This is a genomic window from Neoroseomonas soli (genome assembly GCF_018129065.1).
Lineage (GTDB): Bacteria > Pseudomonadota > Alphaproteobacteria > Acetobacterales > Acetobacteraceae > Neoroseomonas > Neoroseomonas soli.
The window spans coordinates 1-26,236 of sequence record NZ_JAAEDM010000049.1; the positions used below are offsets into that span (position 1 = coordinate 1).

Sequence of the window (26,236 nt, forward strand, 5' to 3'; positions counted from 1 at the left end):
CCGTGGTGGTCTCCGCAGAACCGGTGCGCGGCCGCTGCCCTGGCAGCGCGGTCGTGGACCGCTTCGCCGTCTGGCGCAACGGACCGCACGCCGTGTGGCTGGAGGCGGACGGTGCGCGCGTGGTGTCGGACCGCGCCTGGCGCGGCGCGCGGCCCTGGGTGCCGCCGGTGCCCGAGCCGCGCGGGCGAGCGGATCTGCCGCCCGCGCCGGTCGAATGACCCGCTACAGGATGAACCACCCCGCCACCGGCGCGGTGCCGGAGTTGATCTGGATCGCGAAATCCGCCGCGCCGTCGCCGTTCACGTCGCCCGTGGCGGCGAAGGCCAGCCAGCGCAGGCGTCCGCGCCGGATGCGGCCGTTCAGTACCGCCGCAGCAGCCCCACCAGCCGCCCCTGCACCTTCACCCGGTCCGGCCCGAAGATCCGGGTTTCGTGCCGCGGATTGGCCGGTTCGAGGGCGACGGAATTGCCCCGCCGCCGCAGGCGCTTCAGCGTCACCTCGTTCTCGTCCACCAGGGCGACGACGATGGCGCCGTTCTCGGCCGTGTCGGCGCGGTGGATGATGACCGTGTCGCCGTCCAGGATGCCGGCATCGACCATCGAATCGCCGGCGACCTCGAGCGCGTAGTGATCCCCGTTGCCGAGCATGCCGGCGGGCACCTCGATGGAGGCGCCGTTGTCGCGCAGCGCCTCGATCGGCAGGCCGGCCGCGATGCGGCCATAGAGCGGGAGGCTGACCGCGGTGGCATCGTTCGCCGCCTCGGCCGCCGGGCGGGGGGATGCCTGGGTGCCGAAGGCTCCGCGGATGACATTCGGGCCGAGCGGCCCCTCGGCCGCGCGGGCGGCGGTCCGGCCGGCGCGCGGGGCCAGGTTCTCGGGCAGGCGGATGACTTCCAGCGCGCGGGCGCGGTGGGCGCGGCGGCGCAGGAAGCCGCGTTCCTCGAGCGCCGTGATCAGCCGATGGATGCCCGACTTGGACTTGAGGTCCAGGGCGGCCTTCATTTCCTCGAAGGACGGGGAGAAGCCGGTCTCGCGCAAATGGCGGTCGATGAACATCAGCAACTCGTGCTGCTTGCGCGTGAGCATCCAGCCCCTCCTCCGTGCCGGGCCCCGCGAATCGGTCGGAACAAACCGGCAACCCTTGTGTTGTTCTAGAAAGGTTCCGGAGTCACCGTCAATGGGATTCCCCTGTGGATGAACCGGTTGCGCGGCCGGGTGCAAGCGCGGTCCGGTCGCGCACGGTCGGTCCCTCGCTGCCGCCACGGCGGAGGGCCCCCTTCTCCTCGAGCGTGGTCAGCGTGCGCGAGAGCGTCTCGGGCGTCATGCCGAGCCGCGCGGCGATCGCGATGCGCGGTTCGGGCAGTGCGGCGGTGCCGGCGCCAGTCTCCTCCGAGACGCGGCGGGCGATGAAGCGGGCGACCCGGGCCTCCGCGCTGCGCAGCTTGAGGTCCACCACCTGGTCCACCATCAGCCGCCAGTGCCGCGCCAGCAGCTCGATCGTGGCGCCGGCCAGCGCGAGGTCGTCGCGCACGCCCGTGCGGAAGGATTCGGCCGGGATCATCAGCACCCGGATCTCCGTCAGCGCGACGGCCGAGGCGAGATAGGGCAGCCGCAGCAACACCGCGGGGGCGAGGAAGACCTCTCCGGGGCCGAAGATCTCGACGATCGTCTTGCCGCCGGTCTCGGCCGCGGTCTGCAGGCCGATGCTGCCGGCAAGCAGCACGTGCAGGAAATCGGGCTGCTCCTCCTGCTCGAACACCACGGTCCCGCGCGGCAGCAACTGGGTGAAGGATAGGCGGACGAGCTCCGCCATCGCAGCGTCGCCCGCCGCGCTGAAGAAGGTCGAGCGCCGCAGCAACTCCATGTTGCCAGATCGCGAGTCCATCGGCGTGCTCTCCCCCGCTTCCCGGTGGCGGTATCCGGCCAGGCTTCGTCAAGCGAGGCCTTGATATTCGTCAATTTGAATCGTCGTTCTGCGCAAGCGATACCTTGTCGTGCTTGGTGCGGGAAGAAAAATCGCGCCAGCGAGCGCTGTTCGGCTTGATCTGGATCAGTCCTGACGTAACCCCTCCCGGCCGACAAAGCCTCCGCCTTCGACGCAATGGAGACGGGGCATGCAGCAACAGGCAGCGACGCCGGACGCCAGTGGGCAGGCCCGCGCGCTATGGCTTTCCACCATCGCCTTCACGGTCTGCTTCGCGGCCTGGATGATCTTTTCGATCCTCGGCGTGCAGATAAAGAAGGACCTCAACCTTTCCGACTTCGAGTTCGGGCTCCTGGTCGGCACGCCGGTCCTGACGGGCAGCCTGATCCGCCTCGTGCTCGGCGTCTGGACCGACCAGTATGGCGGCCGGATCGTCTTTACCCTGGTGATGCTGACCGCCGCGGTCGCCACTTGGCTGCTCTCCTACGCCTACGACTACACGACCTTCCTGCTGGCAGCCCTCGGCGTCGGCATCGCGGGCGGGTCGTTTGCCGTCGGCATCGCCTATGTCTCGAAGTGGTACCCGAAGGAGAAGCAGGGCACCGCGCTGGGCATCTTCGGCGCCGGCAATGTCGGCGCGGCGGTGACCAAGTTCCTCGCGCCCATGATTATGGTCGCCTTCGGCTGGAAGGCGGTGGCGCAGATCTGGGCCATCGGCCTGGTGGTGATGGCGATCGTCTTCTTCTTCATGACGAAGGACGACCCGGACCTCGCGGAGCGGCGGCGGCGCGGCGTGAAGCCCGAGCCGTTCTCGGCGATGATGGAGCCGCTCAAGAACCAGCAGGTCTGGCGCTTCAGCCTCTACTACTTCTTCGTCTTCGGTGGCTTCGTCGCGCTCGCGCTCTGGCTGCCGCGCTACTACGTGGGCGTCTACGGGCTCGACATCATCAGCGCGGGCCTGCTCGGCGCGGCCTATTCGATCCCGGGCTCGCTGTTCCGCATCCTCGGCGGGACGCTGTCCGACAAGTACGGCGCGCGGAAGGTGATGTACTGGACCTTCTGGGGCTCGGTGGTCTGCACTTTCCTGCTCTCCTACCCCGCGACGCAATACGTCGTGAGCGGCATCCGCGGCCCGATCGAGTTCACCGTCGCGCTCGGCTTCATCCCCTTCATGGTGCTGACCATGGCGCTGGGCTTCTTCATGAGCCTCGGCAAGGCCGCGGTCTACAAGCACATCCCGGTCTACTACCCGGGGCGCGTCGGCAGCGTCGGCGGCGTGGTCGGGCTGATCGGCGGCCTCGGCGGCTTCGTCCTGCCCATCGCCTTCGGCGCGCTGAACGACCTCATCGGCGTCTGGACCAGCTGCTTCATGCTGCTGTTCCTGATCTCGGCGGTCAGCCTCGCCTGGATGCACGGCGCCATCCGCAGGATGGAGCAGGTCCAGCATCCCGACCTGCTCGGTCCGAAGGACCTCCCTGAACTCGAGGCTCTCCAGGGCCTCGCCGCCAGCCAGGCGCGCGCCGTGCCGGGCGGCGCCTCGACCAAGATCGCGGCGGAGTGACCGCCATGAGCACTTCCGCAAAGGACACATCCGCCATGCAGCCCCAAGCCGCGGCGCGCGGCCCCTCCTGGCTCGCGCGCTGGCAACCCGAGGATGAGGCGTTCTGGGAAGCCGAGGGCAAGAAGCGCGCCTGGCGCACGCTGACGGTCACCACCGCCAGCCTGACCATGGCCTTCATCACCTGGTTCGTGGTGAGCGCCCTGGTCGTGCGCCTGCCGCAGGTGGGCTTCCGGCTGACCACCGGCCAGCTCTTCTGGCTGGCCGCCATGCCGGGCCTCGCCGGCGGCACGCTGCGCCTCGTGCACATGTTCCTCACGCCGATCTACGGCACGCGGCATGTCGTCGCCTTCTCCACCGCCTCCCTGCTGCTGCCGCTGATCGGCTGGACCTATGCGGTGCAGGACATCACCACGCCGTTCTGGGTGCTGATGCTGCTCGCCTTCCTGGCGGGGCTGGGCGGGGGCAACTTCTCCTCCTTCATGCCCAGCACCTCGATGTTCTTCCCGAAGCGGCTGCAGGGCACGGCGCTTGCGATCCAGGCCGGCGTCGGCAATTTCGGCGTCAGCGTGGTGCAGTTCGTCACCCCCTGGATCATCGGCTTCGCGCTGGTGGGCACCATGGGCGGCGACTCGCAGACCATGACCCGCGCCGGCCAGCAATCCAGCGTGTGGCTCCAGAACGCGACGCTGGTCTGGATCCCGATCACCGCGGCCTTCGCGCTGTGGTCCTGGGTGGCGCTGAAGTCCGTGCCCATCACCGCGAACATCCGCGAGCAGATGGACATCTTCACCAACGGCAACACCTGGGTCATGACCAGCCTCTACATCATGACCTTCGGCGCCTTCAGCGGGCTGTCGGGCACCTTCCCGCTGCTGATCCGCCAGGTCTACGGCCACCTGCCCGGCGCGCCGGACCCGCTGACCTACGCCTTCCTCGGCCCGCTGGTGGGTTCCGCCGCGCGCGTGCTGGCCGGCCCGGCCTCGGACAAGTTCGGCGGCGGCAAGGTGACGACCATCGCGGGCATCGGCATGGTTGCCTGCGCCATCGCCATTCCCTTCACCACCCATCCGCAAAGCATGGCGAGCTTCCCGATCTTCGTCATCGCGATGCTCGGCCTCTTCCTCTTCGCGGGCATCGGCAACGCATCGACGTTCAAGCAGATGCCGATGATCTTCCCGCCGCGCCAGGCCGGCGGCGTGATCGGCTTCACCGGCGCGATCGCCGCCTACGGGCCCTTCATCTTCGGCCTGCTCTTCGCCTGGGCCTTCGCGACCTACCAGAGCCCGGACATCGTCTTCTATGGCCTGGCCGCCTTCTTCGCCGTCAACGTCGCGCTGAACTGGCTGCTCTACGCCCGGCGCAACGCCCCCTACCCGTGCTGATCCACCAAGAAAGCCGGAGAGACAATCGATGAGCCATTTCCTAGACCGCCTGACCTACTTCAAGAAGTATGCGGGCACCTTCTCCAACGGCCATGGTGACGTCACCACGGAAAGCCGCGCCTGGGAGGACGCCTACCGCTCGCGCTGGGCGCACGACAAGATCGTGCGCTCCACCCACGGGGCGAACTGCACCGGGTCGTGCTCCTGGAAGATCTACGTCAAGGGCGGGATCGTCACCTGGGAGACGCAGCAGACCGACTACCCGCGCACGCGGCCCGGCCTGCCGAACCACGAGCCGCGCGGCTGTTCGCGCGGCGCGTCGTACTCCTGGTATCTCTACAGCGCGAACCGCATCAAATACCCGATGATGCGCAAGCGCCTGGTCGCCATGTGGCGCGCGGCGAAGACGCAGTACGCGGACCCGGTGCTGGCCTGGAAGTCGATCCAGGACGACCCGGCGAAGCGGCACGAATACCAGTCCGCGCGCGGCATGGGCGGCTTCGTGCGCGTCAGCTGGGAGGAAGCGGAGGAACTCGTCGCCGCCGCCAACGTGCACACCGCGAAGCAGCACGGCCCGGACCGCATCTTCGGCTTCTCGCCCATCCCGGCGATGTCGATGGTCTCCTACGCCGCGGGCAGCCGCTACCTGTCGCTGATCGGCGGCGTCTGCATGTCGTTCTATGACTGGTACTGCGACCTGCCTCCGTCCTCCCCGCAGACCTGGGGCGAGCAGACGGACGTTCCTGAATCGGCCGACTGGTACAATGCCGGCTTCATCATGATGTGGGGCTCCAACGTGCCGCAGACGCGCACGCCGGACGCGCACTTCATGGCCGAGGCGCGCTACCGCGGCACCAAGGTGGTGACCGTCACGCCCGACTATTCCGAGGCGTCGAAGTTCGCCGATCTCTGGCTGCACCCGAAGCAGGGGACGGATGCCGCGCTCGCGCTGGCGATGGGCCATGTGATCCTGTCCGAATGGCACGCGAAGGGCAGGGGCGACTACTTCATCGACTACTGCCGCCGTTATTCCGACATGCCGATGCTGGTGATGCTGACGGAGAAGGACGGGCGCCTGGTGCCCGACCGGCAGCTGCGCGCGAGCGACCTGGTCGGCAATGCCGGCGAGGCGAACAACCCGGACTGGAAGACCATCGCGATCGATGACGCGACGGGCAACCCCTACGTCCCGACAGGCTCCATCGGCTTCCGCTGGGGCGAGCAGGGCAAGTGGAACCTCGAAGGCCGCGACGCGAAGACGCTGGAGGCGGTGACGCCGCGCCTCTCGCTGCTCGGCGGGCAGTCCGCGAGCGTGACCTTCCCGTATTTCGGCGACGGCGCGACGGCCTTCTTCAATCCGACGCAACTCGGCAACACCGTCACGCACGACGTGCCGGTGACGACCATCACGCTGGCCGATGGCAGCACCGCGAAGGTCGCGACCGTCTATGACCTGTTCCTCGCCAACTACGGCGTGGCGCGGGACGGCAGCGCGAACTACGACGCCATGGCGCCCTACACCCCGGCCTGGGCCGAGGCCGTCTGCGGCGTGCCGCGCCAGCAGATCGTCACCGTGGCGCGGGAATTCGCCGACAACGCCGAGAAGACCAAGGGCAAGTCCATGGTCATCCTCGGGGCGGCGCTGAACCACTGGTACCACTCGGACATGAACTACCGCGGCATCATCAACCTGCTGGTGATGTGCGGCTGCATCGGGCAGTCCGGCGGCGGCTGGGCGCACTATGTGGGGCAGGAGAAGCTGCGCCCGCAATCCGGCTGGATCCCGGTGGCCTTCGCGACCGACTGGTCGCGCCCGCCGCGGCAGCAGAATGCCACCTCCGCCTGGTACGCGCACACCGACCAGTGGCGCTACGAGACGATCCAGGTGGCGGATCTGTTGTCGCCCACCGCGCCGAAGGCGATGACCGGCACGCTGATCGACTTCAACATCCGCGCCGAGCGCATGGGCTGGCTGCCCTCGGCCCCGCAGCTCACGCGCAACCCGCTGACCATCGCGGCGGAAGCCGAGAAGGCCGGCATGCCGGTGCCGCAATACGTGGCGCAGTCGCTGAAGTCCGGCACGCTCGAGATGTCCTGCGAGGACCCGGACCATCCGACCAACTGGCCGCGCAACCTGTTCGTGTGGCGGTCGAACCTGCTCGGCTCCTCGGGCAAGGGGCACGAGTATTTCCTCAAGCACCTGCTCGGCACGCAGCACGGCGTGCAGGGCAAGGACCTGGGCGAGCAGGGCTGGGCCAAGCCGGAAGAGGCCGCGTGGCATGACGAGGCGCCGAAGGGCAAGCTCGACCTGCTGGTGACGCTCGACTTCCGCATGAGCACCACCTGCATGTACTCCGACATCGTGCTGCCCACGGCCACCTGGTACGAGAAGCACGACCTCAACACCTCGGATATGCATCCCTTCATCCATCCGCTGTCGGCGGCGGTGGACCCGGCGTGGGAGAGCCGCACCGACTGGGCGATCTTCCGCGGCATCGCCAAGCGCTTCTCCGCGCTGTGCAACGGTCATCTCGGCAAGGAGAAGGACACCGTCCTGACCCCGCTGATGCATGACAGCCCGGCCGAGCTCGGCCAGACGCACCTGGTGAAGGAATGGAAGAAGGGCGAGGTCGAGCCGATCCCCGGCAAGACCATGCCCGCCGTGACGGTGGTCGAGCGCGACTACCCGAACACCCATGCCCGCTTCACCTCGCTTGGTCCGCTGATGGACAAGCTGGGCAACAACGGCAAGGGCATGGCCTGGAAGACCGAGCACGAGGTGGAGTTCCTCCGCCACCTCAACGGCGAGGTCGAGGTCCCGGGCGTCGAAGGCACGCTGGCGCGGATGGAAACCGACATCGACGCCTGCGAGACGCTGATGCACCTCGCCCCCGAGACCAACGGCCATGTCGCGGTGAAGGCGTGGGAATCGCTCGGCAAGTTCACCGGGCGCGACCACACGCACCTCGCGCGGCCGAAGGAGCACGAGGCGATCCGCTTCCGCGACGTGCAGGCGCAGCCGCGCAAGATCATCTCCTCCCCCATCTGGTCGGGGCTGGAGAGCGAGGAGGTCTGCTACAACGCCGGCTACACCAACGTGCATGAGCTGATCCCCTGGCGGACGCTCACGGGCAGACAGCAGCTCTACCAGGATCACCCCTGGATGCTGGCCTTCGGCGAGGCGCTTTGCCTCTACCGCCCGCCGGTGGACCTGCGCGCGACGGGGCCGATGCATGGCGTGAAGCCGAACGGCAACAAGGAGCTCCCGCTCAACTTCATCACCCCGCACCAGAAGTGGGGCATCCACAGCGTCTATACGGACAACCTGTTGATGCTCACCCTCTCGCGCGGTGGTCCGATCGTGTGGCTGTCCGAGGTGGATGCGGCGGAAGCCGGCATCGAGGACAACGACTGGATCGAGGCCTTCAACACCAACGGCGCGCTCTGCGCCCGTGCGGTCGTCTCCCAGCGCGTCCCGAAGGGGATGGTCATGATGTACCACGCGCAGGAGAAGATCGTGAACGTGCCGGGCAGCGAGATCACGCATGCCCGCGGCGGCATCCACAACTCCGTCACGCGCTGCACGATCAAGCCGACGCACATGATCGGCGGCTACGCGCAGCTCGCCTATGGCTTCAACTACTACGGCACGATCGGCACCAACCGCGACGAGTTCGTCCTCGTGCGGAAGATGGCGAATGTCGAGTGGCTGGACGGACCCCGGGTCACGCCGCAGGCGGCTGACCTCAAGGCAGCCGAATAAGGGAGACCGGGACAATGAAGATCCGCGCTCAAATCGCGATGGTCCTCAATCTGGACAAGTGCATCGGCTGCCATACGTGCTCCGTCACCTGCAAGCAGGTGTGGACGAGCCGCGAGGGCGTCGAATACGCCTGGTTCAACAACGTCGAGACGAAGCCCGGCATCGGCTACCCGAAGGACTGGGAGAACCAGGACAAGTGGAAGGGCGGCTGGACGCGCAAGCGCAACGGCAAGATCCAGCCGCGCATCGGCGGCAAGTGGCGGATCCTGGCGAACATCTTCGCCAACCCGAACCTGCCCGAGATCGACGACTACTACGAGCCCTTCACCTTCGACTACACGCACCTGCAGACCGCGCCTGAATCCCAGGCGATGCCGGTCGCACGCCCCGTCTCGCTGATCACCGGCGAGCGGATGGAGATCAAGTGGGGCCCGAACTGGGAGGAGATCCTGGGCACGGAGTTCCGCAAGCGCTCCAAGGACAAGAACTTCGAGGGCATCCAGAAGCAGATCTACGGGCAGTTCGAGAACACCTTCATGTTCTACCTGCCCCGCCTCTGCGAGCACTGCCTCAACCCGTCCTGCGTCGCCTCCTGCCCCTCGGGCTCGATCTACAAGCGTGAGGAGGACGGCATCGTCCTCATCGACCAGGAGAAGTGCCGCGGCTGGCGCATGTGCGTCAGCGCCTGCCCGTACAAGAAGATCTACTACAACTGGCAGTCCGGTAAGGCCGAGAAGTGCATCTTCTGCTACCCGCGCATCGAGGCGGGCGAGCCGACGGTGTGCTCGGAGACCTGCGTCGGCCGCATCCGCTACCTCGGCGTGCTGCTCTACGATGCCGACCGCATCGAGGAAGCGGCGTCGGTCGAGAATGACCAGCAGCTCTACCGCAGCCAGCTCGACATCTTCTGCGACCCCAATGACCCCGCGGTGATCGAGCAGGCGCGCAAGGACGGCGTGCCGGAAGCCTGGCTGGAGGCCGCGCGCCTCAGCCCGACCTACAAGATGTGCATCGATTGGCAGATCGCCTTCCCGCTGCACCCCGAATACCGCACGCTGCCGATGGTCTGGTACGTGCCGCCGCTGTCGCCGGTTCAGTCGGCGGTGGAAGCCGGCCATGTCGGCTGGAAGGACGGGCTGCCGGACATCTCCTCGCTCCGCATCCCGGTGAAGTACCTCGCCAACCTGCTGACGGCGGGTGCGGAAACCCCGGTCGTGCTCGCTCTCCAGCGCATGATGGCGATGCGCATGCACATGCGTGCCCGCACGGTCGAGGAACGCGACGACATGGAGATCCTCGAGAAGGTCGGCCTGACCAAGGCGCAGGTGGACGACATGTACCAGACGCTGGCGATCGCGAACTACGAGGACCGCTACGTCATCCCCACCACCCACCGCGAATACGCCGAGAACGCCTTCGACCTGAAGTCGTCCTGCGGCTTCACCTTCGGCCAGGGCTGCTACGACGGCCGCACGGTGGGCAACCTGTTCAGCGCCTCCGGCCCCTCGGCCGGGCACATGGCGCCGCCCCGCATCCGCGAGGCGGAGGAAGCGAAGAAGGAAGCCGCGAAGTGAACCGGCGCCTCGCCATCCTCTCCACTCTCCTGCGCTACCCGGACGAGGCGCTGCGCGCCGACCTGCCGGACGTGATGGAGGCAATCCCGGGCGCGGGCTTCTCCGACCGCGACCGCCGCGCACTGGAACGGCTCGTCCGCCGCCTCGGCACGGGCGACCCGCTCGACCGGCAGGAGGACTTCGTGCGGCTCTTCGACCGCGGCCGCTCGACCAGCCTCCACCTGTTCGAGCACGTGCACGGGGACACGCGGAACCGTGGCCCCGCCATGGTGGAACTGGTCGCGCTCTATGACGCGAACGGCTTCGCCATGTCGGGCAACGAGTTGCCGGACTACCTGCCGCTCGTGCTCGAATTCTGCGCCGTGGCGCCGGCGGAAACGACGGCGAACCTGCTCGCCCAGGCGGGCCCGCTGCTGCAGCAGATCCACGCGAAGCTGATGTCGCGCGGGCTGCCGTCCTCGCGCGGCTATGCGGCGGTGCTCGCCGGCGTCCTGTCGGAAGCCTCGCTCGCGCCGACGACGCTGCCGACCGAGGCGAACGACCAGGCCGATGAGGACGACCTCGCCGCCATCGACGCCGCCTACGAGGACCAGCCCGTGGTCTTCGGGCCGGAATCCGACCCCGACCAGGCCGGCGCCCGCGCCAAGGTCGCCGCCATGATCCAGCGCCTGCGCACCATGCGCCAGGCCGCCGCCAAGCATTGAAGGAGAGCCGCGATGTCCGCCCTCTGGAACGGCTTCACCGACTACCTGCACACCTTTCTCTTCGGCATCTATCCCTACATCTGCGCCGGCATCTTCTTCATCGGCAGCCTGATCCGCTTCGACCGCGACCAGTACACCTGGCGCTCGGGCTCATCGCAGCTGCTGCGCGCCAAGCAGTTCCGCTGGGGATCGAACCTGTTTCACCTCGGCATCCTGTTCATCTTCTTCGGCCACTTCGTCGGCCTGCTGACGCCGCACTGGCTCTATGAGCACTTCATCACCGTGCAGCAGAAGCAGCAGCTCGCCATCGTCGCGGGCGGCGTGGCCGGCTTCTTCTGCTTCATCGGCCTGTCGCTGCTGCTGCACCGCCGCCTGTTCGACGAACGCATCCGCCGCACCAGCACGGGCATCGACATCTTCATCCTGGCGATGCTCTGGGTGCAGCTCACCCTCGGCCTCATCACGCTGCCCTTCTCCATCGGGCACCGTGACGGCGGGATGATGCTGCAGCTCTCGGCCTGGGCGCAGCACATCGTCACCTTCCGCGGCGGCGCAGCCGAATACGTGCGCGGCGCGGACTTCGTCTTCCAGCTGCACATGGTCATGGGCATGACGCTGTTCCTGCTCACGCCGTTCTCGCGGCTGGTGCACATCTTCTCGGCCCCGGTCTGGTACCTCGGCCGCAACTGGCAGATCGTGCGTCGCCGTGGCGGCGCGACCACGCGGCCCGGCCCCGTCGCCGCGCCGCATACCCGGCCCGCGGAGTGATCGTCATGGCTGTGCATTACCATCCGCCGCCCGAGCGGCCCGCCGCGCCGGCGCCGACAGGCCCGACACTGCCCGAGCAGGATGTCGTCGTGAACGGCACCACCATCACGGCGCGCGAGATCTCCGCCGAGATGCAGCACCACCCGGCCGAGAACGCCGAGGCCGCGTGGAACCTCGCGGCCCAGGCCCTCGTCATCCGTCGCCTGCTGCACGAAGCGGCCACGGCGCGCGGCCTGGATCCGGAGGATGACGACGCGCTCGACGCGCTCATCACCGCCGAGGTCAGCATCCCCGATACCGACGAGGCGGCTGCCCGCCGCTGGCACGCTGCCCATCCGGAGCGCTTCGGCGCCCCGGACCTCTGGGAGGCGAGCCACATCCTCGTCGCCGCCGACCCGGAGGACGAGGAAGCGCGCACCGCCGCGCAGGCGAAGGCGGAGGAGATCCTCGCCCAGGTCCAGGCCGACCCGGAAAGCCTGCCGGCGCTCGCGCGGCTGCATTCGGACTGCCCCTCGCGCGACCAGGGTGGCCATCTCGGCCAGGTCGCGCGCGGCTCGACGGTGCCGGAGTTCGAGACCTTCCTGGCCACGCTCGAACCCGGCCAGGTCTGCCCGGTGGTGGTGAAGTCCCGCTACGGGATGCATGTCGTGCGCCTGCACGCGCACGCCCCCGCCACGCGCACGCCCTATGAGGCGGTGGCCGAGCGCGTCGCGGCGGACCTGCGCGATCAGGCCTGGCGTGCCGCCGTGCGCCAGTACATCGCCGTGCTCGCCGGCCGCGCGCGCATCGAGGGCATCGACCTCGGCGCCGGCGCCGGGCCGCTGGTACAGTAGCGGGGCAGTCGCGGTGCCATGGTGCCCCCCGGCGGAAGGCGGCGCGGTGCGGAGTTCGGGGTCCTCGGCCCCGAACTCCTGACCGACCCGCTGGCTTTCCTCTCGGCCGAGCATCTCCGCCAGGGCGCGCTGCTCGCGCATCTCGAACGCCTCGCGCGTCACCCGCAGGCGCGCGGTGCCCGCGCCCTGGCGGCGGCGCTGATGGAATGGCTCGCGGTGGAACTGCCGCGCCATATGGCGGACGAGGAGCGCTCGCTCCACGCCCGCCTCGAACCCTACGACACGGAGGGCCTGCTGCTGCGCCTGCGGGAGGACCACGTGGACGAGCGCGAGGCCGCCAAGGCATTGATCGCGGATCTGCGCGCCATCGCCGCGCACCATTCGCCGGGACCTGGCTTCGCCGCGCTCGCCCGGCGCTTCGCCAGCGGCTTCCGCGCGCACCTGGCGACGGAGGAGGCGGAGGTCACGCCGCTCGCCCGCCGGGTGCTCTCGGCCGAAATTCTCACCCAGATCGCGGCGGAACTCGCCGCCCGCCGGGCCTGATCGACATGGACATGCCGACCGAGACATCCACCGGCGCGCTCCGCCGCCTCATCGAAGGCTTCGACCGCTTCCGCGGCCAGCACTTCGAGAACGATGCCGAACTTTACGACTCGCTGCTCGAAGGCCAGCACCCGGAGGTGATGGTCATCGCCTGCTCGGACAGCCGCACCGATCCCGCCATCATCTGCGGCGCGCGGCCGGGGGACCTCTTCGTCATCCGCAACGTCGCCGCGCTGGTGCCGGCCTATGAGCGCGACAACCGCCCGCACGGCACCGCCGCGGCGATCGAGTTCGGGGTCGCCGCCCTCGGCGTGCGGCACATCGTCGTGCTCGGCCATTCCTTCTGCGCCGGCGTGCGCTGCCTGCTGGAACACGACCACGGGCGCGACCGCTTCGCCTTCGTCTCCGACTGGGTGGGCGTGGCGCAGGAGGTGCGGGACGAGATGGACGGCCTGGTCACCGAGGCCGAACGCCTGCTGATCGCCCGCCGCGCCGAGCAGGCCGCGGTGCTGCTCAGCCTGCGCCACCTCGCGACCTATCCCTTCATCTCCGAGCGCATCCGCGAGGGGCGGCTGTCCCTGCACGGCTGGTACTTCCACTTCGGCTGGGGGACCTTGCAGGCGGCCGAGGGCCCGCGCGGCCCGTTCCGCCAGGTCGATCCAGGAGAGGTCCCGCGCGCGGCGAGCGGCTGAGCGCGGCCCTTCCATCCCCGGCGCGTCCTGCCAGGATGCGCCGCCATGCCGACGCCCGACCTTTCGATCCTCATCGCCGCGCATCGTGTCCAGGACCTGGTGCCGGCAGCCGTGGCCTCGGTGCTCGATCGCGCCGTTGGAGCCTCGGTGGAGGTCATCGTGGTCTCCGACGACGGCACCGACTACGCGCCCCTGCTGCCCGCCGACCCGCGCCTGCGCTTCACCGAGGTCGGGCCGGTGCGCACCGGCGCCTGCGCGGCGCGCAACCGCGGCCTCGCCATCGCGACGGGCGCGCACGTCACGATGCTCGACGGCGACGATGCCTTCGAGGGCCCGCCCGATGCCATCGCGCGCGCGCTCGACCTCGCGCGGCCACAGGGCGGCGTGCTGGTGCCGACCGTCGTGCGCGCGCCGGACGGCACCGAGGTCCGCCGCGTCCCCGCGCCTGGCGCGCGCCGCTTCGGCTTCGCGGAATGGGGCAGCGCCTTCTCCTCGCTGCACCTGATCGCGCGCCGCGCCTTCGTGTCGCGCTACGAGAGCTTCACGCTGATCGACGACGTCATCACCGACCTTCGTACCCTGGCCGCCGTCTGCGGGGAGGTGCCGGTCGCGGAGGGCCTTGCCTACCGCTACCAGCTTCGCGCGGGCCAGATGACGGACACCGCCGGCACGCGCTTCGACGCCGAGTACGCCGAGGCGCTGCGCCGCATCGCGCAGGACGGATTCGGCTTCGGTGCGCACGCCGCGGATGCCGCGCGCGTCCTGCGCCGCTGGCGGGCGATGAACCGGCTGGTCGGCGGCGGCAGCGGGCGGCCTGCGCTCGGCGACTACCACCGCCTGGTGCGCGCCTATCTCGACGGGGAGTGGCCGGCTGGCCGGCGCGGCGTCATGCCCCCGAGCCTCGCCGATGATCGCATCATCGACGAGGCGAAGGGCATGGCGCGCGGGGCTGGCGGGGCGGCCGCGCGCGAAACCCAGACCGATGCCAGCCGGCACGAAGGCTGAGCGGCGTCAGACGCCCAGTTCGGGGAGGATGATCGCCTCGACCTCGGCATAGGCCGGCAATGCGTGCGCATGCGGCGCGCGCAACACGAGCGCGTCGGCACGGGCGAGCGTGGCGAGCATGGAACTGTCCTGCACCGGCGCCGGCGTCACCAGCATTCGCCCTTCCTTGTCGAAGGACACGCTGGCCCGCTGGTAGTCCGCGCGGTGGTCGTTCTCCGCCAGCGGCACCGAGGTCAGCACCCGCCGCATCCGCGGCGCCGCGCCCGGCAGGCCGGACATGCGCTCGATCGCCGGGATCAGGAACAGCACCGCGCAGACCATGGCGGAGACCGGATTGCCCGGCAGCCCCAGCACCGGCGTCCGCCCGAGCCTGCCCCAGATCAGCGGCTTGCCCGGCCGCATGGCGATCTTCCAGAAGCCGAGTTCGAAGCCCTCGGCGCCCAGCGCCTTCTGGATCAGGTCGTGCTCGCCCACGCTGGCGCCGCCGGTCGTCACCAGCATGTCGAAGGCGTAGGCGGTGCCGGCCACGCCGGCGATGATGTCCGTGTCGTCCGGCGCGATCGGCAGCACGACCGGGTCGCCGCCGCTCGCGCGGATCAGCGCCGCCAGCGCATGGGCGTTGGAGGAGACGATGCCCCCCGCCGGGATCGGGTCGCCCGGCAGCGCAATCTCGTCGCCGGTGGCCAGGATGCCGATGCGTGGCTTCCGGTGCACGGTGAGCCACGGATTGTTCGACGCCGCGGCGAGGCCGATGTCGCGCGCCGTCAGCCGCCGCCCGGCGGGCAGCACCTCGGCGCCCTCGGAGAAGTCGAGGCCGCGGCGGCGGATGTGGCGGCCGGGATTCACCGTCTCGTTCACCCGAACCGCGTCGCCGTCCGCGGTCGCATCCTCCTGCAGCAGGATGGTGTCCGCCCCGGTGGGGATGAAGCCGCCGGTGAAGATGCGCACCGCCTGCCCTGCGCCGACCGTGCCCCCGAAGGGCCGCCCGGCCGGGGAGGAACCGATCACCGCCAGCGTCGCGCCCTCGGTCCCATCCGCCGCGCGCAGCGCGTAGCCGTCCATGGCGGAAACATCGGCCGGCGGCTGGGTCAGGCGCGCCACCACGCCGCGCGCCAGCACGCGGCCCGCGCCGTCGGGCAGGGCGACCGTCTCGGCAGCGGTCGGGGCCAGCGCGGCGATGATTCGCGCGCGGGCGTCCTCGACCGGCAGCAGGTCACTCGCCATGGAATTCGCCCGACTTGCCGCCGGCCTTGTGGACCAGGCGGACATCCTCGATGCGCATGGCGCGGTCCACCGCCTTGACCATGTCGTAGACGGTCAGCGCGGCGACGGTCACGGCGGTCAGCGCCTCCATCTCCACCCCTGTCCTGCCGCTCAGCTTCACCGTCGCCTCGATGGCCACGGCGTCGTCGCCCTCCGGCTCCAGATCGACCGTCACCTTGGACAGCATCAGCGGATGGCAGAGCGGGATGAGATCCGAGGTCTTCTTCGCCGCCATGATCCCGGCGATCCGCGCGACGCCGAGCACATCGCCCTTGCCCGCGCGGCCTTCGCGGATCAGCGCCAGCGTCGCCGGCGCCATCACGATGCGGCCCCGGGCGGTGGCGGTGCGCGCCGTCTCCTCCTTGCCGGAGACGTCCACCATCGCGGCGCGGCCCGCCGCATCGAAATGGGTCAGGGCCATGGCGAGGGTCAGCGGGCTTCGACGAGCATGCGCGCGGCAGCGGCGACGTCGGGCTGGCGCATCAGGTGCTCGCCCACCAGGATGCAGCGCGCCCCGGCGGCGGCCATGCGGCGCACATCCTCCGCGGTGCGGATGCCGCTCTCGGCCACCGGCAGGCGGTCGGCGGGCACCAGCGGGGCCAGTTCCTCGCTCGTCGCGATGTCGGTCTGCAGGGTGCGCAGGTCGCGGTTGTTGATGCCGATCAGCCGCGTATTGAGGCCGAGCGCGCGGTCCAGTTCCTTGCGGTCGTGCACCTCGACCAGCACGGACATGTCGAGCGAGCGCGCGATGCCGAGCAGTTCCGTCGCCATGTCGTCGGTCAGGCAGGACATGATGAGCAGCACGCAATCCGCGCCCATGGCCCGCGATTCGAAGATCTGCCACGGGTGGATCATGAAGTCCTTGCGCAGCACCGGCAGGTGGCATGCGGCGCGCGCGGCTTCGAGGTATTCCCGCTTGCCCTGGAAATACGGCTCGTCGGTCAGCACGGACAGGCAGGCTGCGCCGCCTTCCTCATAGGCCTTCGCGAGCGCGGCCGGCTCGAAGGGGTCGCGGATCAGCCCGCCGGAGGGCGAGGCGCGCTTGATCTCGGCGATCAGCCCGGTGCGGCCCTCGGCGATGCGGTCGCACAGCGCGGTGACGAAGCCGCGCACCGGCGGGGCGGCGGCGGCGGCGCGCTCGATCTCCGACTGCGGGGTGGCGGCCATGCGCTCGGCCACCTCCTTCTCCTTGTCCGCGACGATGCGCAGCAGGACGTCCGGCACCGAGGCGGCGCCGGCGGGCGCGGTGGCGACGTGGGGGGCGTTCATTGTTGGGCGTCCTTGGGGGGGCAGGCGGCCCGCAGGCGAGTCAGTACGCCCAGGGCGGCGCCGTCGTCTATGGCCTTGGCGGCGAAGGTCGCGCCCTCGCGCAGGTCCGCGGCGCGGCCGGCGACGATCAGGGCGGCGCCGGCGTTCAGCAGCACGACATCGCGATAGGGACCGGGGGCGCCGTTCAGCAGCGCCTCCAGCGCGGCGGCGTTGAAGGCGGGGTCGCCGCCCTTCAGCGCGGAGGCCGGGGCGCGCGGCAGGCCGGCATCCTCCGGCGTCACCATGAACTCGCGCAGCGAGCCGTCGGCTTCCAGGGAGACGACGTGGCTCTCCCCCGCGAGCGTCAGTTCATCGAGGCCCTGGCCATGCACCAGCCAGGCGCGCTCGCTGCCGATGCGGGCGAGCGTCTCGGCCATCGGGCGCAGCCATTCGGGGGCGAAGGCGCCGGTCATCTGGCGCTTCACCCGCGCCGGATTCGCCAACGGGCCGAGCAGGTTGAAGATGGTCCGCGTGCCGAGTTCCACCCGCGGCCCCGCGGCATGGCGCATCGAGGCGTGGTGCCGCGGCGCCATCAGGAAGACCATGCCGGCCTCGCGCAGCACCTCGGGCAGCCGCTCGATCGGCACGTCGAGCGAGATGCCGAGCGCCGACATCGCATCCGCCGCGCCGGACCTGGACGACAGCGCGCGGTTGCCGTGCTTGGCCACCGGCACGCCGCAGCCCGCGACCACGATGCCGCTGGCGGTGGAGATGTTCAGCGTGCCCGCCATGTCGCCGCCGGTGCCGACGATGTCCATCGCGTCCGGCGGGGCCTCGATCGCCGTCATGCGGGAGATCATGGCGCGCGCGCCGCCGGTCATCTCGGCCACCGTCTCGCCGCGCACGCGCATGGCCATCAGCAGGCCGGCGATCTGCGCGGGGGTCGCTTCCCCGGCCATGATGATGCCGAAGGCTTCCTCGGCCTCGCTCTCGGCCAGCCGCTCGGCCGCCGCGAGGCGGGCCAGGATCGGTTTCAGGGACATGGGCTCAGGCCGCGGCGGGCGTCGGCAGCGCAGCGCCGGCCAGCGTCAGGAAGTTCCGCAGCAGGTCGTGGCCATGGGCGGAGGCGATGCTCTCCGGATGGAACTGCACGCCGGAGATCGGCAGTTCCTTGTGCCGCAGCCCCATGACGATGCCGTCCTCGGTCCAGGCCGTGACCTCGAGGCAATCGGGCAGGGTCGCGCGGTCCACGGTCAGCGAGTGGTAGCGCGTCGCCGCGAAGGGGGAGGGGATGCCGGCGAAGACATCCTGCCCATGGTGATGCACCTGCCAGACCTTGCCGTGCACTGGTTCCGGCGCGCGCACCACCTGGCCCCCGAAGGCCTGGCCGATCGCCTGGTGGCCGAGGCAGACGCCGAGCACCGGCAGCCGCACCTCGGCGGCGAGCGAGATCAGCGGCAGGCAGATGCCCGCCTCGTTCGGCGTGCAGGGGCCGGGGGAGAGCACGACGGCTTCCGGCTTCATCGCCAGCACGCCCTGGGGGTCGATGGCGTCGTTGCGGCGCACCTCCACCTTCGCCCCCAGGTCGCCCAGGAAGTGAAACAGGTTGAAGGTGAAGCTGTCGTAGTTGTCGATCAGCAGGATCATGGTGCCCGATCCATGGACCCGCGCGGCGGGGGAATCAAGGCCGACGCGGGGCGGGGACGGCCGCCCCCCCCGGGGGCAATTCCTTCGACCCGGCATCTGGCCTAGCCTGCCCCGCAACGACGACATGAGGACGGCCAAGCCATGCTGAAGCGCATCTTCCTCGCCGTGGCGCTGCTCGCGCCGGGCGCCGCCGGCGCCGCGGACCTGCCCGACCGGCCGGTGCGCATCATCGTCCCGTTCACCCCGGGCGGCACCAGCGACATCGTCGCCCGGCTGCTCGCCGAAGCCGCGGGGCCGCATTTGCCGCGCGGGGCGGTGGTCGAGAACCGCGGCGGGGCCGGCGGCAATATCGGCATGGCGGAAGCGGCGCGCGGCGCGGCGGACGGCACCACCCTCGTGCAATGCGCCTTCGGCCCCTGCGGGGCGAACCCGGCGCTCTACACGAATCCCGGCTACGACCTGCTGAAGGACTTCTCCCCGGTCATCCTGACCGGCGCCGTGCGCAACGTGATGACCGTGCGGCGCGATCTGCCGGCGCAGAATGTGCAGGAATTCATCGCACTGGCGCGCCGGCAGACGCTGACCTTCGCCTCCTCGGGCGTCGGCGCCTCGAACCACCTCGGGCCCGAACTGCTGCGCAGCATCACCGGGATCGAGATGACGCATGTGCCCTATCGCGGCTCGGGCCCGGCCATCACCGACCTGGTTGCCGGGCGCGTGGATGTGTTCTTCGACAACCTGCCCTCCATCCTGCCGCATATCCGCGGCGGTTCGGTGCGCGCCCTAGCCGCCGTCAGCGACCGGCGCATCCCGGAACTGCCGGATGTGCCGACCTTTGCCGAGCAGGGCGTGCAGGGCATGGCGATCGATTCCTGGTTCGGCTTCATGGCGCCGGCACGCACGCCGCCGGCCGCCATCGCGGCGCTGAACGCCGCCTTCGGCCGCGCGCTGCAGGATCCCGCCGTGCGCACGCGCATGGCCGAGCTCGGCGCCGCCCCGATCGGCGGCACGCCGGAACAGATGGGCGCGCATGTGCGCGCCGAGGCGGCCCGCTGGGCCGAAGTCGTCAGCAAGCAGGGAATCCGCGCCGAATGAGTCGCATCACCTCCATCCGCACCATCCGCATCGGCGAACGGCCGAACCTGCTCTGGGTGGAGATCACGACCGACGAGGGGCTGACCGGCCTTGGCGAGGCCTTCCGCGGGGCCGCCGCCGTCGAGGCGGTGATCCACGAAAGCGCCGCGCCGCTTCTGCTCGGCAAGGATTCCCGCGACATCGAGGGCTTCTCCCGCGCGCTGCTGACGCCCTATGTCGGCTTCGGCGGGTCCTCGGCCGAGGTCCGCGCGGCTTCCGCCGTGGACATCGCGCTGTGGGACCTCAAGGGCCAGCGCCATGGCGTCCCGGTGCACGAGGCGCTGGGCGGCAAGGCGCGGGATCGCGTGCGCAGCTACAACACCTGCGCCGGCTACGACTACAACACGAAATCCGCGCAGCGCCGCGACATCGGCGCGGCGGACGAATCCCGCGGCCCCTACGACGACCAGGTCGCCTTCATGCGCGACGCCGGCGCGCTGGCGGAAAGCCTTCTGTCGGAAGGCTTCAACGCCATGAAGATCTGGCCCTTCGACATCTACGCGCCGGCGACCCAGGGCGTGTCCATCACGCTGAGCGACCTCAAGAAGGGGCTCGAGCCCTTCGCGAAGATCCGCCGCGCGGTCGGCGACCGCATGGAGATCATGGCCGAACTGCACAGCCTGTGGTCCTACCCGGCCGCGCTGTCGATCTGCCGCGCGCTCGAGGAGTTCAACATCACCTGGGCGGAGGACCCCATCGCCAAGATGGACGATGCGGCGTCGCTCGCCGAACTGCGCCGCGCCGTGCGCGTGCCGATCTGCGCGAGCGAGACCCTGGGCGGCAAGGTCGCCTTCCGCGACCTGCTGGTGGCGGGTGCGACGGACATCGTCATGCTCGACCTCGCCTGGTGCGGCGGGCTGACGGAGGCGCGCAAGATCGCCGCGCTGGCCGAAGCCTGGGCGCGGCCCGTCGCGCCGCATGACTGCACCGGACCGGTCACGCTGATTGCCTCGGTCCACCTTGCCATGCACGCGCCGACGGCGATGTTCCAGGAAGTGGTGCGCGCGACACTCGCGACCTGGTACCGGGACCTCGTGACCGTGCTGCCGCGCGTGGAGCAGGGCTGGGTGCTGCCGATGCAGGGGCCTGGCCTCGGCGCCGCGCTGCTGCCGGGCGTGGCGAAGCGCGAGGATGCGATCGTCCGGGAAAGCGGCCGGTGATGGAGATCCTGGGCTATCTGCCCTGGGGCTTCGCCTCCGGCCTGCTGGCGATGGCGCTGTTGGCGCTTGGGCTGCGGCGCTGGGGCGGAAAGCGGGGGATGTTCGCCGGCGGCGTGCTGGCCTGGGTCGCCTGCGGCCTGGCCGCGCTATGGGCCGGGTCCTCGCTGTTCGAGGCAATCACCCTGCTGGGACATTGAGGCCTGGGCCGGCGCGGCGCGGGCAACTCCAGTCGTGCGGAGGCCTTTTGGCCTCCGCGGGCACCGATTGGCGTCGCATTGCAATCCCGCTGGATACCTGTCGCGGAAGGAGATCCGGGGAGGGGCGGCGCCCCTCTCCGCTTCCTCCCCTGCCGGCCCGCGCCTAGCGCCGCCCGGAGGCGAACCGCACCGCTTCCTCGGCCGCGCGGAACAGCGCGCGCGCCTTCTGCCTGGTTTCCTCGTATTCCGACTTCGGGTCGGAATCCGCCACCACGCCGGCCCCGGCCTGCACGTACATCGTCCCGTCCTTCACCAGCGCCGTGCGCAGCGCGATGCAGGTGTCCATGCCGCCATCGGCGCCGAAATACCCGATGCCGCCCGCATAGAGCCCGCGGCGGGAGGGCTCCAGTTCCTCGATGATCTCCATCGCGCGGATCTTCGGCGCGCCGGAAAGCGTGCCCGCCGGGAAGCCCGCGACATAGGCGTCCAGCGCGTCGAGCCCCGCGCGCAGCCGGCCCTGCACCTCGGAGCCGATGTGCATGACCTGCGAATAGCGCTCGATCTGGAACTGGGCGGTGACCTTCACCGAACCGATCTCGGCCACGCGGCCGACGTCGTTGCGGCCTAGGTCGAGCAGCATCAGGTGCTCCGCCCGCTCCTTCGGGTCCGCCAGCAGTTCGGCTTCCAGCGCCCGATCCTCGTCCGGCGTCGCGCCGCGGCGGCGGGTGCCGGCGAGGGGGCGCACCGTCACGGTGTTGTCGCGGCAGCGCACCAGGATCTCCGGGCTCGCGGCGACGACCGAGAACCCCCCGAAATCCCCGAACACCAGGAACGGCGCCGGGTTGATCCGCCGTAGCGCGCGGTACAGCGCGAAGGGCGGCAGCGCGAAGGGCGCCGAGAAGCGCTGCGACGGCACGACCTGGAACACGTCCCCGGCGCGGATGTATTCCTTCGCGCGCTCCACGGCGGCGATGAAGCCGGCCTCGGTGAAGTTGCTCTCCGGCGCGGGCATGGATGGCAGGGCGGCGGGCGGCGCGGGGCGCGGCACGGGACGGTCGAGCGCCGCCTCGGCCTCGTCCAGCCGGACGTTCGCCGCTTCCCAGGCCGAGGCGGGATCGGCGCCGGGCCAGACCGGGGCGCAGAGCGTCAGCGTGTCCCGCACATGGTCGAACACCGCCATCACCGTCGGCCGCGTCATCACCGCATCCGGGATGCCGAGCACGTCGGGATTCGTCTCCGGCAGGCGTTCCATCAGCCGGACCATGTCGTAGCCGAGGTAGCCGAACAGCCCCGCGGCCATCGGCGGCAGGCCCGGCGGCACCGGCATCCTCGCCGCCGCGACCATCTGTCGCAGGCTCTCGAGGGCATTGCCCTCCACCGGCTCGAAGGCGTGCGGGGCGGTCAGGGCGTGGCGGTTCACCTCCGCGCGGCCGCCGCGGCAGCGCCAGACCAGGTCCGGCGCGAGCCCGATCGCCGAATAGCGCCCGCGCGCCGCCCCGCCCTCGATCGATTCGAGCAGGAAGGCATTGGCCTGCGCCCCGCCCGTCAGCTTGAGGAAGGCGCCGACCGGGGTGTCGAGGTCGGCCACGCGCTCCCGAACCAGGATGGTGCCGCGACCGGCTTCGAGCGCCGCGCGGAAGGCGGCGAAACTGGTCTCGATCATCGGCCGGTCACCTGTTCCAGCAGCGTCCTGTTGATGCGCACGTCGGCACGGCCGCGCAGCGCGACGGCATACTGTTCCTCGAGCTCGTCCTGCATGGACTGCTCGATCTCCCCGCGCACGCGGCCGAGGCCGAGCGGGTCCGAGGCCGGGTCGAAGCGCACGATCTCCGCGAGCCGCGCCACGGCGAATCCGGTGCGCGTCTCGACCATGGTGGCGTCGCCCGTCCTGGCCTCGAAGAGCGGGGCCAGGAGTTCGGGCGGCAGCGGCCCCGCCTGGGCCGGGTTGCGGCCGAAGGGGCCCATGCGCTGGGCGGAAAGGCCGGCCTCCTCCGCCGCCTCCTGCGCGGTCTTGCCGCCGCGGATGGCGGCGAGCAGGCCGGCGGCGCGTTCCTCCGCCGCGCGGCGGCGGGCATCGGCGAGGAAGGCCACGCGCACCTGCTCCTCCACCGTCTCGAAGGGGCGCAGGGCGGGCGGGGTGACGCCGCGGACCTCGATGGCGACGAAGGCGTCGCCCATCTCGGTCATGCGCGGCGCGTCGCCCTGGCGGGCGGCGAAGACGGCGCGCAGCAGGTCGGCGCGCTGCGCCTCCGGCAGCGGGAGATCGACGCGCTCATTGGCCGGGTCGCGGCCGCCGGCGTCGATGGTCGCGGTCGCCAGCGCCATGCCGAAGCGCTGCGCGATCTCGGCGAGGTTCGCCCCGCCGGCCAGCGCATCCTCGACGCGGTTGGCGCGCTCATAGGCCATGTCGAGGGCGCGGTCGTGCGCCACCTCGCGGCGGAGTTCGTCGCGCACGTCGGCGAGGCTGCGCGTCACCGCCGGCTCCACGCGCTCGACCTTGAGGACATGCCAGCCGAAGGGGCTCTGCACCGGGTCGGTGACGCTACCCGCGCCGCCGGCGAAGGCGGCCGCGGCGACGGTGTCGATCGGCAGGGAGGCGCGGTCCAGCAGGCCGAGATCGGCCGCGCTGCCGCCCGCGGCGGTGGCGGCGGCCTCGATGGCCGGGAAATCCGCCCCGCCACGCCAGGTCTCGGCGAGCGTCCGGGCGGCGGCCTCGTCCGGCAGAACGGCCTGGCGCAGGGCGCGGCGTTCCGGCGTGTCGAACTGCGCGCGGCGCTGCTCATAGGCCTGCTCGAGCTGGGCGTCCGTCACCTCGATCTCGCCCGCCAGCGTCGCGGGGGAGAGCACCGCGACCGCCGCCTCCCGGTATTCCGGGGCGGAGAAACGCTGCGGGTTGTTCTCCTGGTAGCGGCGGAGCTGCGCCTCGGTGGGGGCCTCCGGCTCGGGCATGGCGGCGAGCGGGACCTGCACCACCTCGGCGACGCGGCGTTCCATCGTCCAGGCGAGCAGCGGGGCGGACATGGCGTCCGGCCCGGCAACACCCGCGCGCACCGCGCCCGCGAGTTGCTGCCGCATCAGGTCGCTCGCGACCACCTGGAGGAACTGCGCCTCGCTCAGCTCGTTCTGGCGCAGGAAGCCGTCGAAGACCTGGCGGGAGAAGGTGCCATCCGCCCCGCGCAGGCCGGGGATGGCGAAGACGGAGTCGCGCACCGCCTCGGCGGGGGCGGCGATGCCCACGCGGCGGGCCTCCGCGCGCAAGGACCGGTCGGCGATCAGCTGTTCCAGCGCCGTGGCGGCGACGGCGCGGCGGATGTTCTCGTCCGGCTCGAAGCGGTTGCCGAGCTGGCGGGCGATGCGCGCCATCTCCCGCCGCGCGGCGTTCTGCGCCTCGGGCAGTTCGATCGGCTGGCCGCCGACGGTGGCGACGGCGGTCTCGCGGCCGAAGTTCCGCACGACGTCCTCGATCCCCCAGATGGCGAAGGAAAGGACGAGCAGGGCGAAGAGGATCTTGGCGACCCAGGTGCCGGCGAGGCGGCGAAGCGCGGTGAGCATCCCGCGTGCTTACCCGCGCGCCCCGGCGGGCGGAAGGGGCGGGGGCATGGACAGGGGCGAAAGGGGCCGGTAACCGGGCGGCAGCCCCTGGATGGAGATGCCCTGAGATGACGCCCGGAGTGCGCCCGCTGATCGCCGGCAACTGGAAGATGCATGGCCTGTCGGCGGACGGGCTGGCGCTGGCCCGCGCGGTCGCGGCCGGCGGGGCGGGGCTCGGCGCCGAACTCCTGGTCTGCCCGCCGGCGACGCTGGTGGCCGCGGTGGCGTCCGCCATGGCGGACGGCCCCGTCGCGGTGGGTGGCCAGGATTGCCATGCCGCCGCCAAGGGCGCCCATACCGGGGACATCGCCGCGCCGATGCTGGCCGATGCCGGGGCGCGCTTCGTCATCCTCGGCCATTCCGAGCGCCGCGCCGACCATGCGGAATCCGACGCCGTCGTCCGTGCCAAGGCCGAGGCCGCCATCGCCGCCGGCCTGACCCCCATCGTCTGCGTGGGCGAGCCCGAGGCCGACCGCCTCGCCGGCCGTGCCGAGGACGTCGTCGCCGCCCAGCTCGCCGGCAGCCTGCCCGAGGGATTCGGCGCCGCCGGCGGCGTGCTGGCCTATGAGCCGGTCTGGGCCATCGGCACCGGCCGCACGCCCACCGAGGCCGACATCGCCGCCATGCACGCCATGATCCGCGCCCGGCTGGTCGCCGCCTTCCCGGCGCAGGGTGCGGCGCTCCGCGTCCTGTATGGCGGGTCCGTGAAGCCTTCCAACGCCGTCGCCATCCTGGCCATTCCGCATGTGGACGGGGCGCTGGTGGGGGGTGCCAGCCTGGTCGCGGAGGATTTCCTCGCCATCGCCCGCGCGGCGGGGTAGCCGGGCGGCCCCGTCTTCTGTAGAAGCGCCCGCGCCATGGCCTCAGTCCTGCTCGTCATCCACCTGTTCGTGACCCTTGCCCTGATCGGCCTCGTGCTGTTGCAGCGAAGCGAGGGCGGCGGGCTCGGCATCGGCTCCTCCCAGGGCATGGGTTCCTTCATGGGCGGGCGTGGCACGGCGAACCTGCTGACGCGGGGCACGGCCATCCTGGGCACGGCCTTCTTCGTGCTGGCGCTGACGCTGGCGCTGCTCAACCGCGGCGTGTCGCAGCAGAACCGTTCGATTCTCGATTCGCCACCGCCGGCGAGCGCCCCCTCGGCGCCCGCCCTCCCGGCCGTCCCGACCAACTAACCAGTCTTCTCAACCACTTCCGGCCGCGTGGCCGCCCTGCGCAACGCGCGGGTAGCGGTCACGCGCGCGGCTTGTT

Annotated in this window: 24 protein-coding genes and 1 pseudogene; 16 read left to right on the forward strand and 9 right to left on the reverse strand. The window is 70.8% G+C overall.

Features of this window, described 5'->3' with window-relative positions; translation table 11 throughout:
- Positions 1-218 (forward strand): annotated as a pseudogene (locus GXW76_RS16365) (ComEC/Rec2 family competence protein); the annotation flags it as partial.
- A gap of 141 nt (positions 219-359) precedes the next feature.
- Here the strand turns inward: GXW76_RS16365 and lexA are convergent.
- Positions 360-1,085 carry a transcriptional repressor LexA gene (gene lexA, locus GXW76_RS16370; RefSeq protein ID WP_211863166.1) on the reverse strand — a complete coding sequence of 242 codons (726 nt, stop codon included), beginning with the start codon at positions 1,083-1,085 and terminating at the stop codon, positions 360-362.
- An 88-nt stretch (positions 1,086-1,173) separates the two neighbouring features.
- A complete protein-coding gene (locus GXW76_RS16375; protein ID WP_211863167.1) occupies positions 1,174-1,884 on the reverse strand; it encodes a cyclic nucleotide-binding domain-containing protein in 711 nt (236 codons plus the stop codon).
- A gap of 229 nt (positions 1,885-2,113) precedes the next feature.
- Here GXW76_RS16375 and GXW76_RS16380 point away from each other — a divergent pair, with 229 nt between their 5' ends.
- From GXW76_RS16380 to GXW76_RS16425, 10 genes are read left to right on the forward strand one after another with little or no spacing between them, the layout of a single operon-like run.
- Positions 2,114-3,484 (forward strand): MFS transporter, encoded by a 1,371-nt coding sequence (locus GXW76_RS16380; protein ID WP_211863168.1) that lies wholly within the window; start codon positions 2,114-2,116, stop codon positions 3,482-3,484.
- A 35-nt stretch (positions 3,485-3,519) separates the two neighbouring features.
- Positions 3,520-4,866, forward strand: coding sequence for an MFS transporter (locus tag GXW76_RS16385; protein WP_246514443.1), 1,347 nt, complete (start codon positions 3,520-3,522; stop codon positions 4,864-4,866).
- 28 nt (positions 4,867-4,894) lie between these two features.
- Positions 4,895-8,629 carry a nitrate reductase subunit alpha gene (locus GXW76_RS16390; RefSeq protein ID WP_211863170.1) on the forward strand — a complete coding sequence of 1,245 codons (3,735 nt, stop codon included), beginning with the start codon at positions 4,895-4,897 and terminating at the stop codon, positions 8,627-8,629.
- A 14-nt stretch (positions 8,630-8,643) separates the two neighbouring features.
- Positions 8,644-10,203 (forward strand): nitrate reductase subunit beta, encoded by a 1,560-nt coding sequence (narH, locus tag GXW76_RS16395; RefSeq protein ID WP_211863171.1) that lies wholly within the window; start codon positions 8,644-8,646, stop codon positions 10,201-10,203.
- Complete coding sequence (gene narJ, locus GXW76_RS16400; RefSeq protein ID WP_211863172.1) at positions 10,200-10,907, forward strand: nitrate reductase molybdenum cofactor assembly chaperone; 708 nt, start codon at positions 10,200-10,202, stop codon at positions 10,905-10,907. The genes narH and narJ overlap by 4 nt, the downstream gene beginning before the upstream one ends.
- 12 nt (positions 10,908-10,919) lie before the next feature.
- Positions 10,920-11,675, forward strand: coding sequence for a respiratory nitrate reductase subunit gamma (gene narI / locus GXW76_RS16405; RefSeq protein WP_211863173.1), 756 nt, complete (start codon positions 10,920-10,922; stop codon positions 11,673-11,675).
- Between the two features lie 5 nt (positions 11,676-11,680).
- Positions 11,681-12,508 carry a peptidylprolyl isomerase gene (locus tag GXW76_RS16410; RefSeq protein WP_211863174.1) on the forward strand — a complete coding sequence of 276 codons (828 nt, stop codon included), beginning with the start codon at positions 11,681-11,683 and terminating at the stop codon, positions 12,506-12,508.
- 18 nt (positions 12,509-12,526) lie between these two features.
- Positions 12,527-13,051: a hemerythrin domain-containing protein gene (locus tag GXW76_RS16415; RefSeq protein ID WP_211863175.1), complete on the forward strand. Its 525-nt coding sequence runs from the start codon at positions 12,527-12,529 to the stop codon at positions 13,049-13,051.
- 11 nt (positions 13,052-13,062) lie between these two features.
- A complete protein-coding gene (locus tag GXW76_RS16420) occupies positions 13,063-13,743 on the forward strand; it encodes a carbonic anhydrase (protein ID WP_211863176.1) in 681 nt (226 codons plus the stop codon).
- Positions 13,744-13,788: 45 nt separating this feature from the next.
- The gene (locus tag GXW76_RS16425) at positions 13,789-14,748 is read left to right on the forward strand and encodes a glycosyltransferase family 2 protein (RefSeq protein ID WP_211863177.1); all 960 of its coding nucleotides are present in this window, start codon (positions 13,789-13,791) and stop codon (positions 14,746-14,748) included.
- Positions 14,749-14,754: 6 nt separating this feature from the next.
- On the opposite strand, the gene GXW76_RS16430 is transcribed toward GXW76_RS16425, so the two are convergent.
- The 5 genes from GXW76_RS16430 to GXW76_RS16450 are packed head-to-tail and all read right to left on the reverse strand — an operon-like array spanning position 14,755 to position 18,906.
- Positions 14,755-15,960 carry a molybdopterin molybdotransferase MoeA gene (locus tag GXW76_RS16430; protein ID WP_211863199.1) on the reverse strand — a complete coding sequence of 402 codons (1,206 nt, stop codon included), beginning with the start codon at positions 15,958-15,960 and terminating at the stop codon, positions 14,755-14,757.
- Position 15,961: 1 nt separating this feature from the next.
- On the reverse strand, positions 15,962-16,432 hold the full coding sequence (gene moaC, locus GXW76_RS16435) for a cyclic pyranopterin monophosphate synthase MoaC (RefSeq protein ID WP_211863178.1): 471 nt from the start codon (positions 16,430-16,432) through the stop codon (positions 15,962-15,964).
- 8 nt (positions 16,433-16,440) lie between these two features.
- The gene (gene trpC, locus GXW76_RS16440; RefSeq protein WP_211863179.1) at positions 16,441-17,280 is read right to left on the reverse strand and encodes an indole-3-glycerol phosphate synthase TrpC; all 840 of its coding nucleotides are present in this window, start codon (positions 17,278-17,280) and stop codon (positions 16,441-16,443) included.
- Positions 17,277-18,302, reverse strand: coding sequence for an anthranilate phosphoribosyltransferase (trpD, locus tag GXW76_RS16445; RefSeq protein ID WP_211863180.1), 1,026 nt, complete (start codon positions 18,300-18,302; stop codon positions 17,277-17,279). The genes trpC and trpD overlap by 4 nt, the downstream gene beginning before the upstream one ends.
- 4 nt (positions 18,303-18,306) lie before the next feature.
- Positions 18,307-18,906, reverse strand: coding sequence for an anthranilate synthase component II (locus GXW76_RS16450; protein ID WP_211863181.1), 600 nt, complete (start codon positions 18,904-18,906; stop codon positions 18,307-18,309).
- 141 nt (positions 18,907-19,047) lie between these two features.
- Here GXW76_RS16450 and GXW76_RS16455 point away from each other — a divergent pair, with 141 nt between their 5' ends.
- From GXW76_RS16455 to GXW76_RS16465, 3 genes are read left to right on the forward strand one after another with little or no spacing between them, the layout of a single operon-like run.
- Positions 19,048-20,001 (forward strand): Bug family tripartite tricarboxylate transporter substrate binding protein, encoded by a 954-nt coding sequence (locus GXW76_RS16455; protein ID WP_211863182.1) that lies wholly within the window; start codon positions 19,048-19,050, stop codon positions 19,999-20,001.
- Positions 19,998-21,200 carry a mandelate racemase/muconate lactonizing enzyme family protein gene (locus tag GXW76_RS16460; protein WP_211863183.1) on the forward strand — a complete coding sequence of 401 codons (1,203 nt, stop codon included), beginning with the start codon at positions 19,998-20,000 and terminating at the stop codon, positions 21,198-21,200. Before GXW76_RS16455 ends, GXW76_RS16460 begins: the two co-directional genes overlap by 4 nt.
- The gene (locus GXW76_RS16465) at positions 21,197-21,397 is read left to right on the forward strand and encodes a hypothetical protein (RefSeq protein ID WP_211863184.1); all 201 of its coding nucleotides are present in this window, start codon (positions 21,197-21,199) and stop codon (positions 21,395-21,397) included. Before GXW76_RS16460 ends, GXW76_RS16465 begins: the two co-directional genes overlap by 4 nt.
- Positions 21,398-21,560: 163 nt before the next feature.
- On the opposite strand, the gene trpE is transcribed toward GXW76_RS16465, so the two are convergent.
- Positions 21,561-23,060: an anthranilate synthase component I gene (trpE, locus tag GXW76_RS16470; RefSeq protein WP_211863185.1), complete on the reverse strand. Its 1,500-nt coding sequence runs from the start codon at positions 23,058-23,060 to the stop codon at positions 21,561-21,563.
- Entirely contained in the window at positions 23,057-24,949 is a 1,893-nt protein-coding gene (locus tag GXW76_RS16475; RefSeq protein WP_211863186.1) for a SurA N-terminal domain-containing protein, read from the reverse strand. The genes trpE and GXW76_RS16475 overlap by 4 nt, the downstream gene beginning before the upstream one ends.
- Positions 24,950-25,068: 119 nt before the next feature.
- Here GXW76_RS16475 and tpiA point away from each other — a divergent pair, with 119 nt between their 5' ends.
- Positions 25,069-25,809 carry a triose-phosphate isomerase gene (gene tpiA / locus GXW76_RS16480; protein WP_211863200.1) on the forward strand — a complete coding sequence of 247 codons (741 nt, stop codon included), beginning with the start codon at positions 25,069-25,071 and terminating at the stop codon, positions 25,807-25,809.
- Between the two features lie 36 nt (positions 25,810-25,845).
- Entirely contained in the window at positions 25,846-26,160 is a 315-nt protein-coding gene (secG, locus tag GXW76_RS16485) for a preprotein translocase subunit SecG (RefSeq protein WP_211863187.1), read from the forward strand.
- The last annotated feature ends 76 nt before the right edge of the window (positions 26,161-26,236 follow it).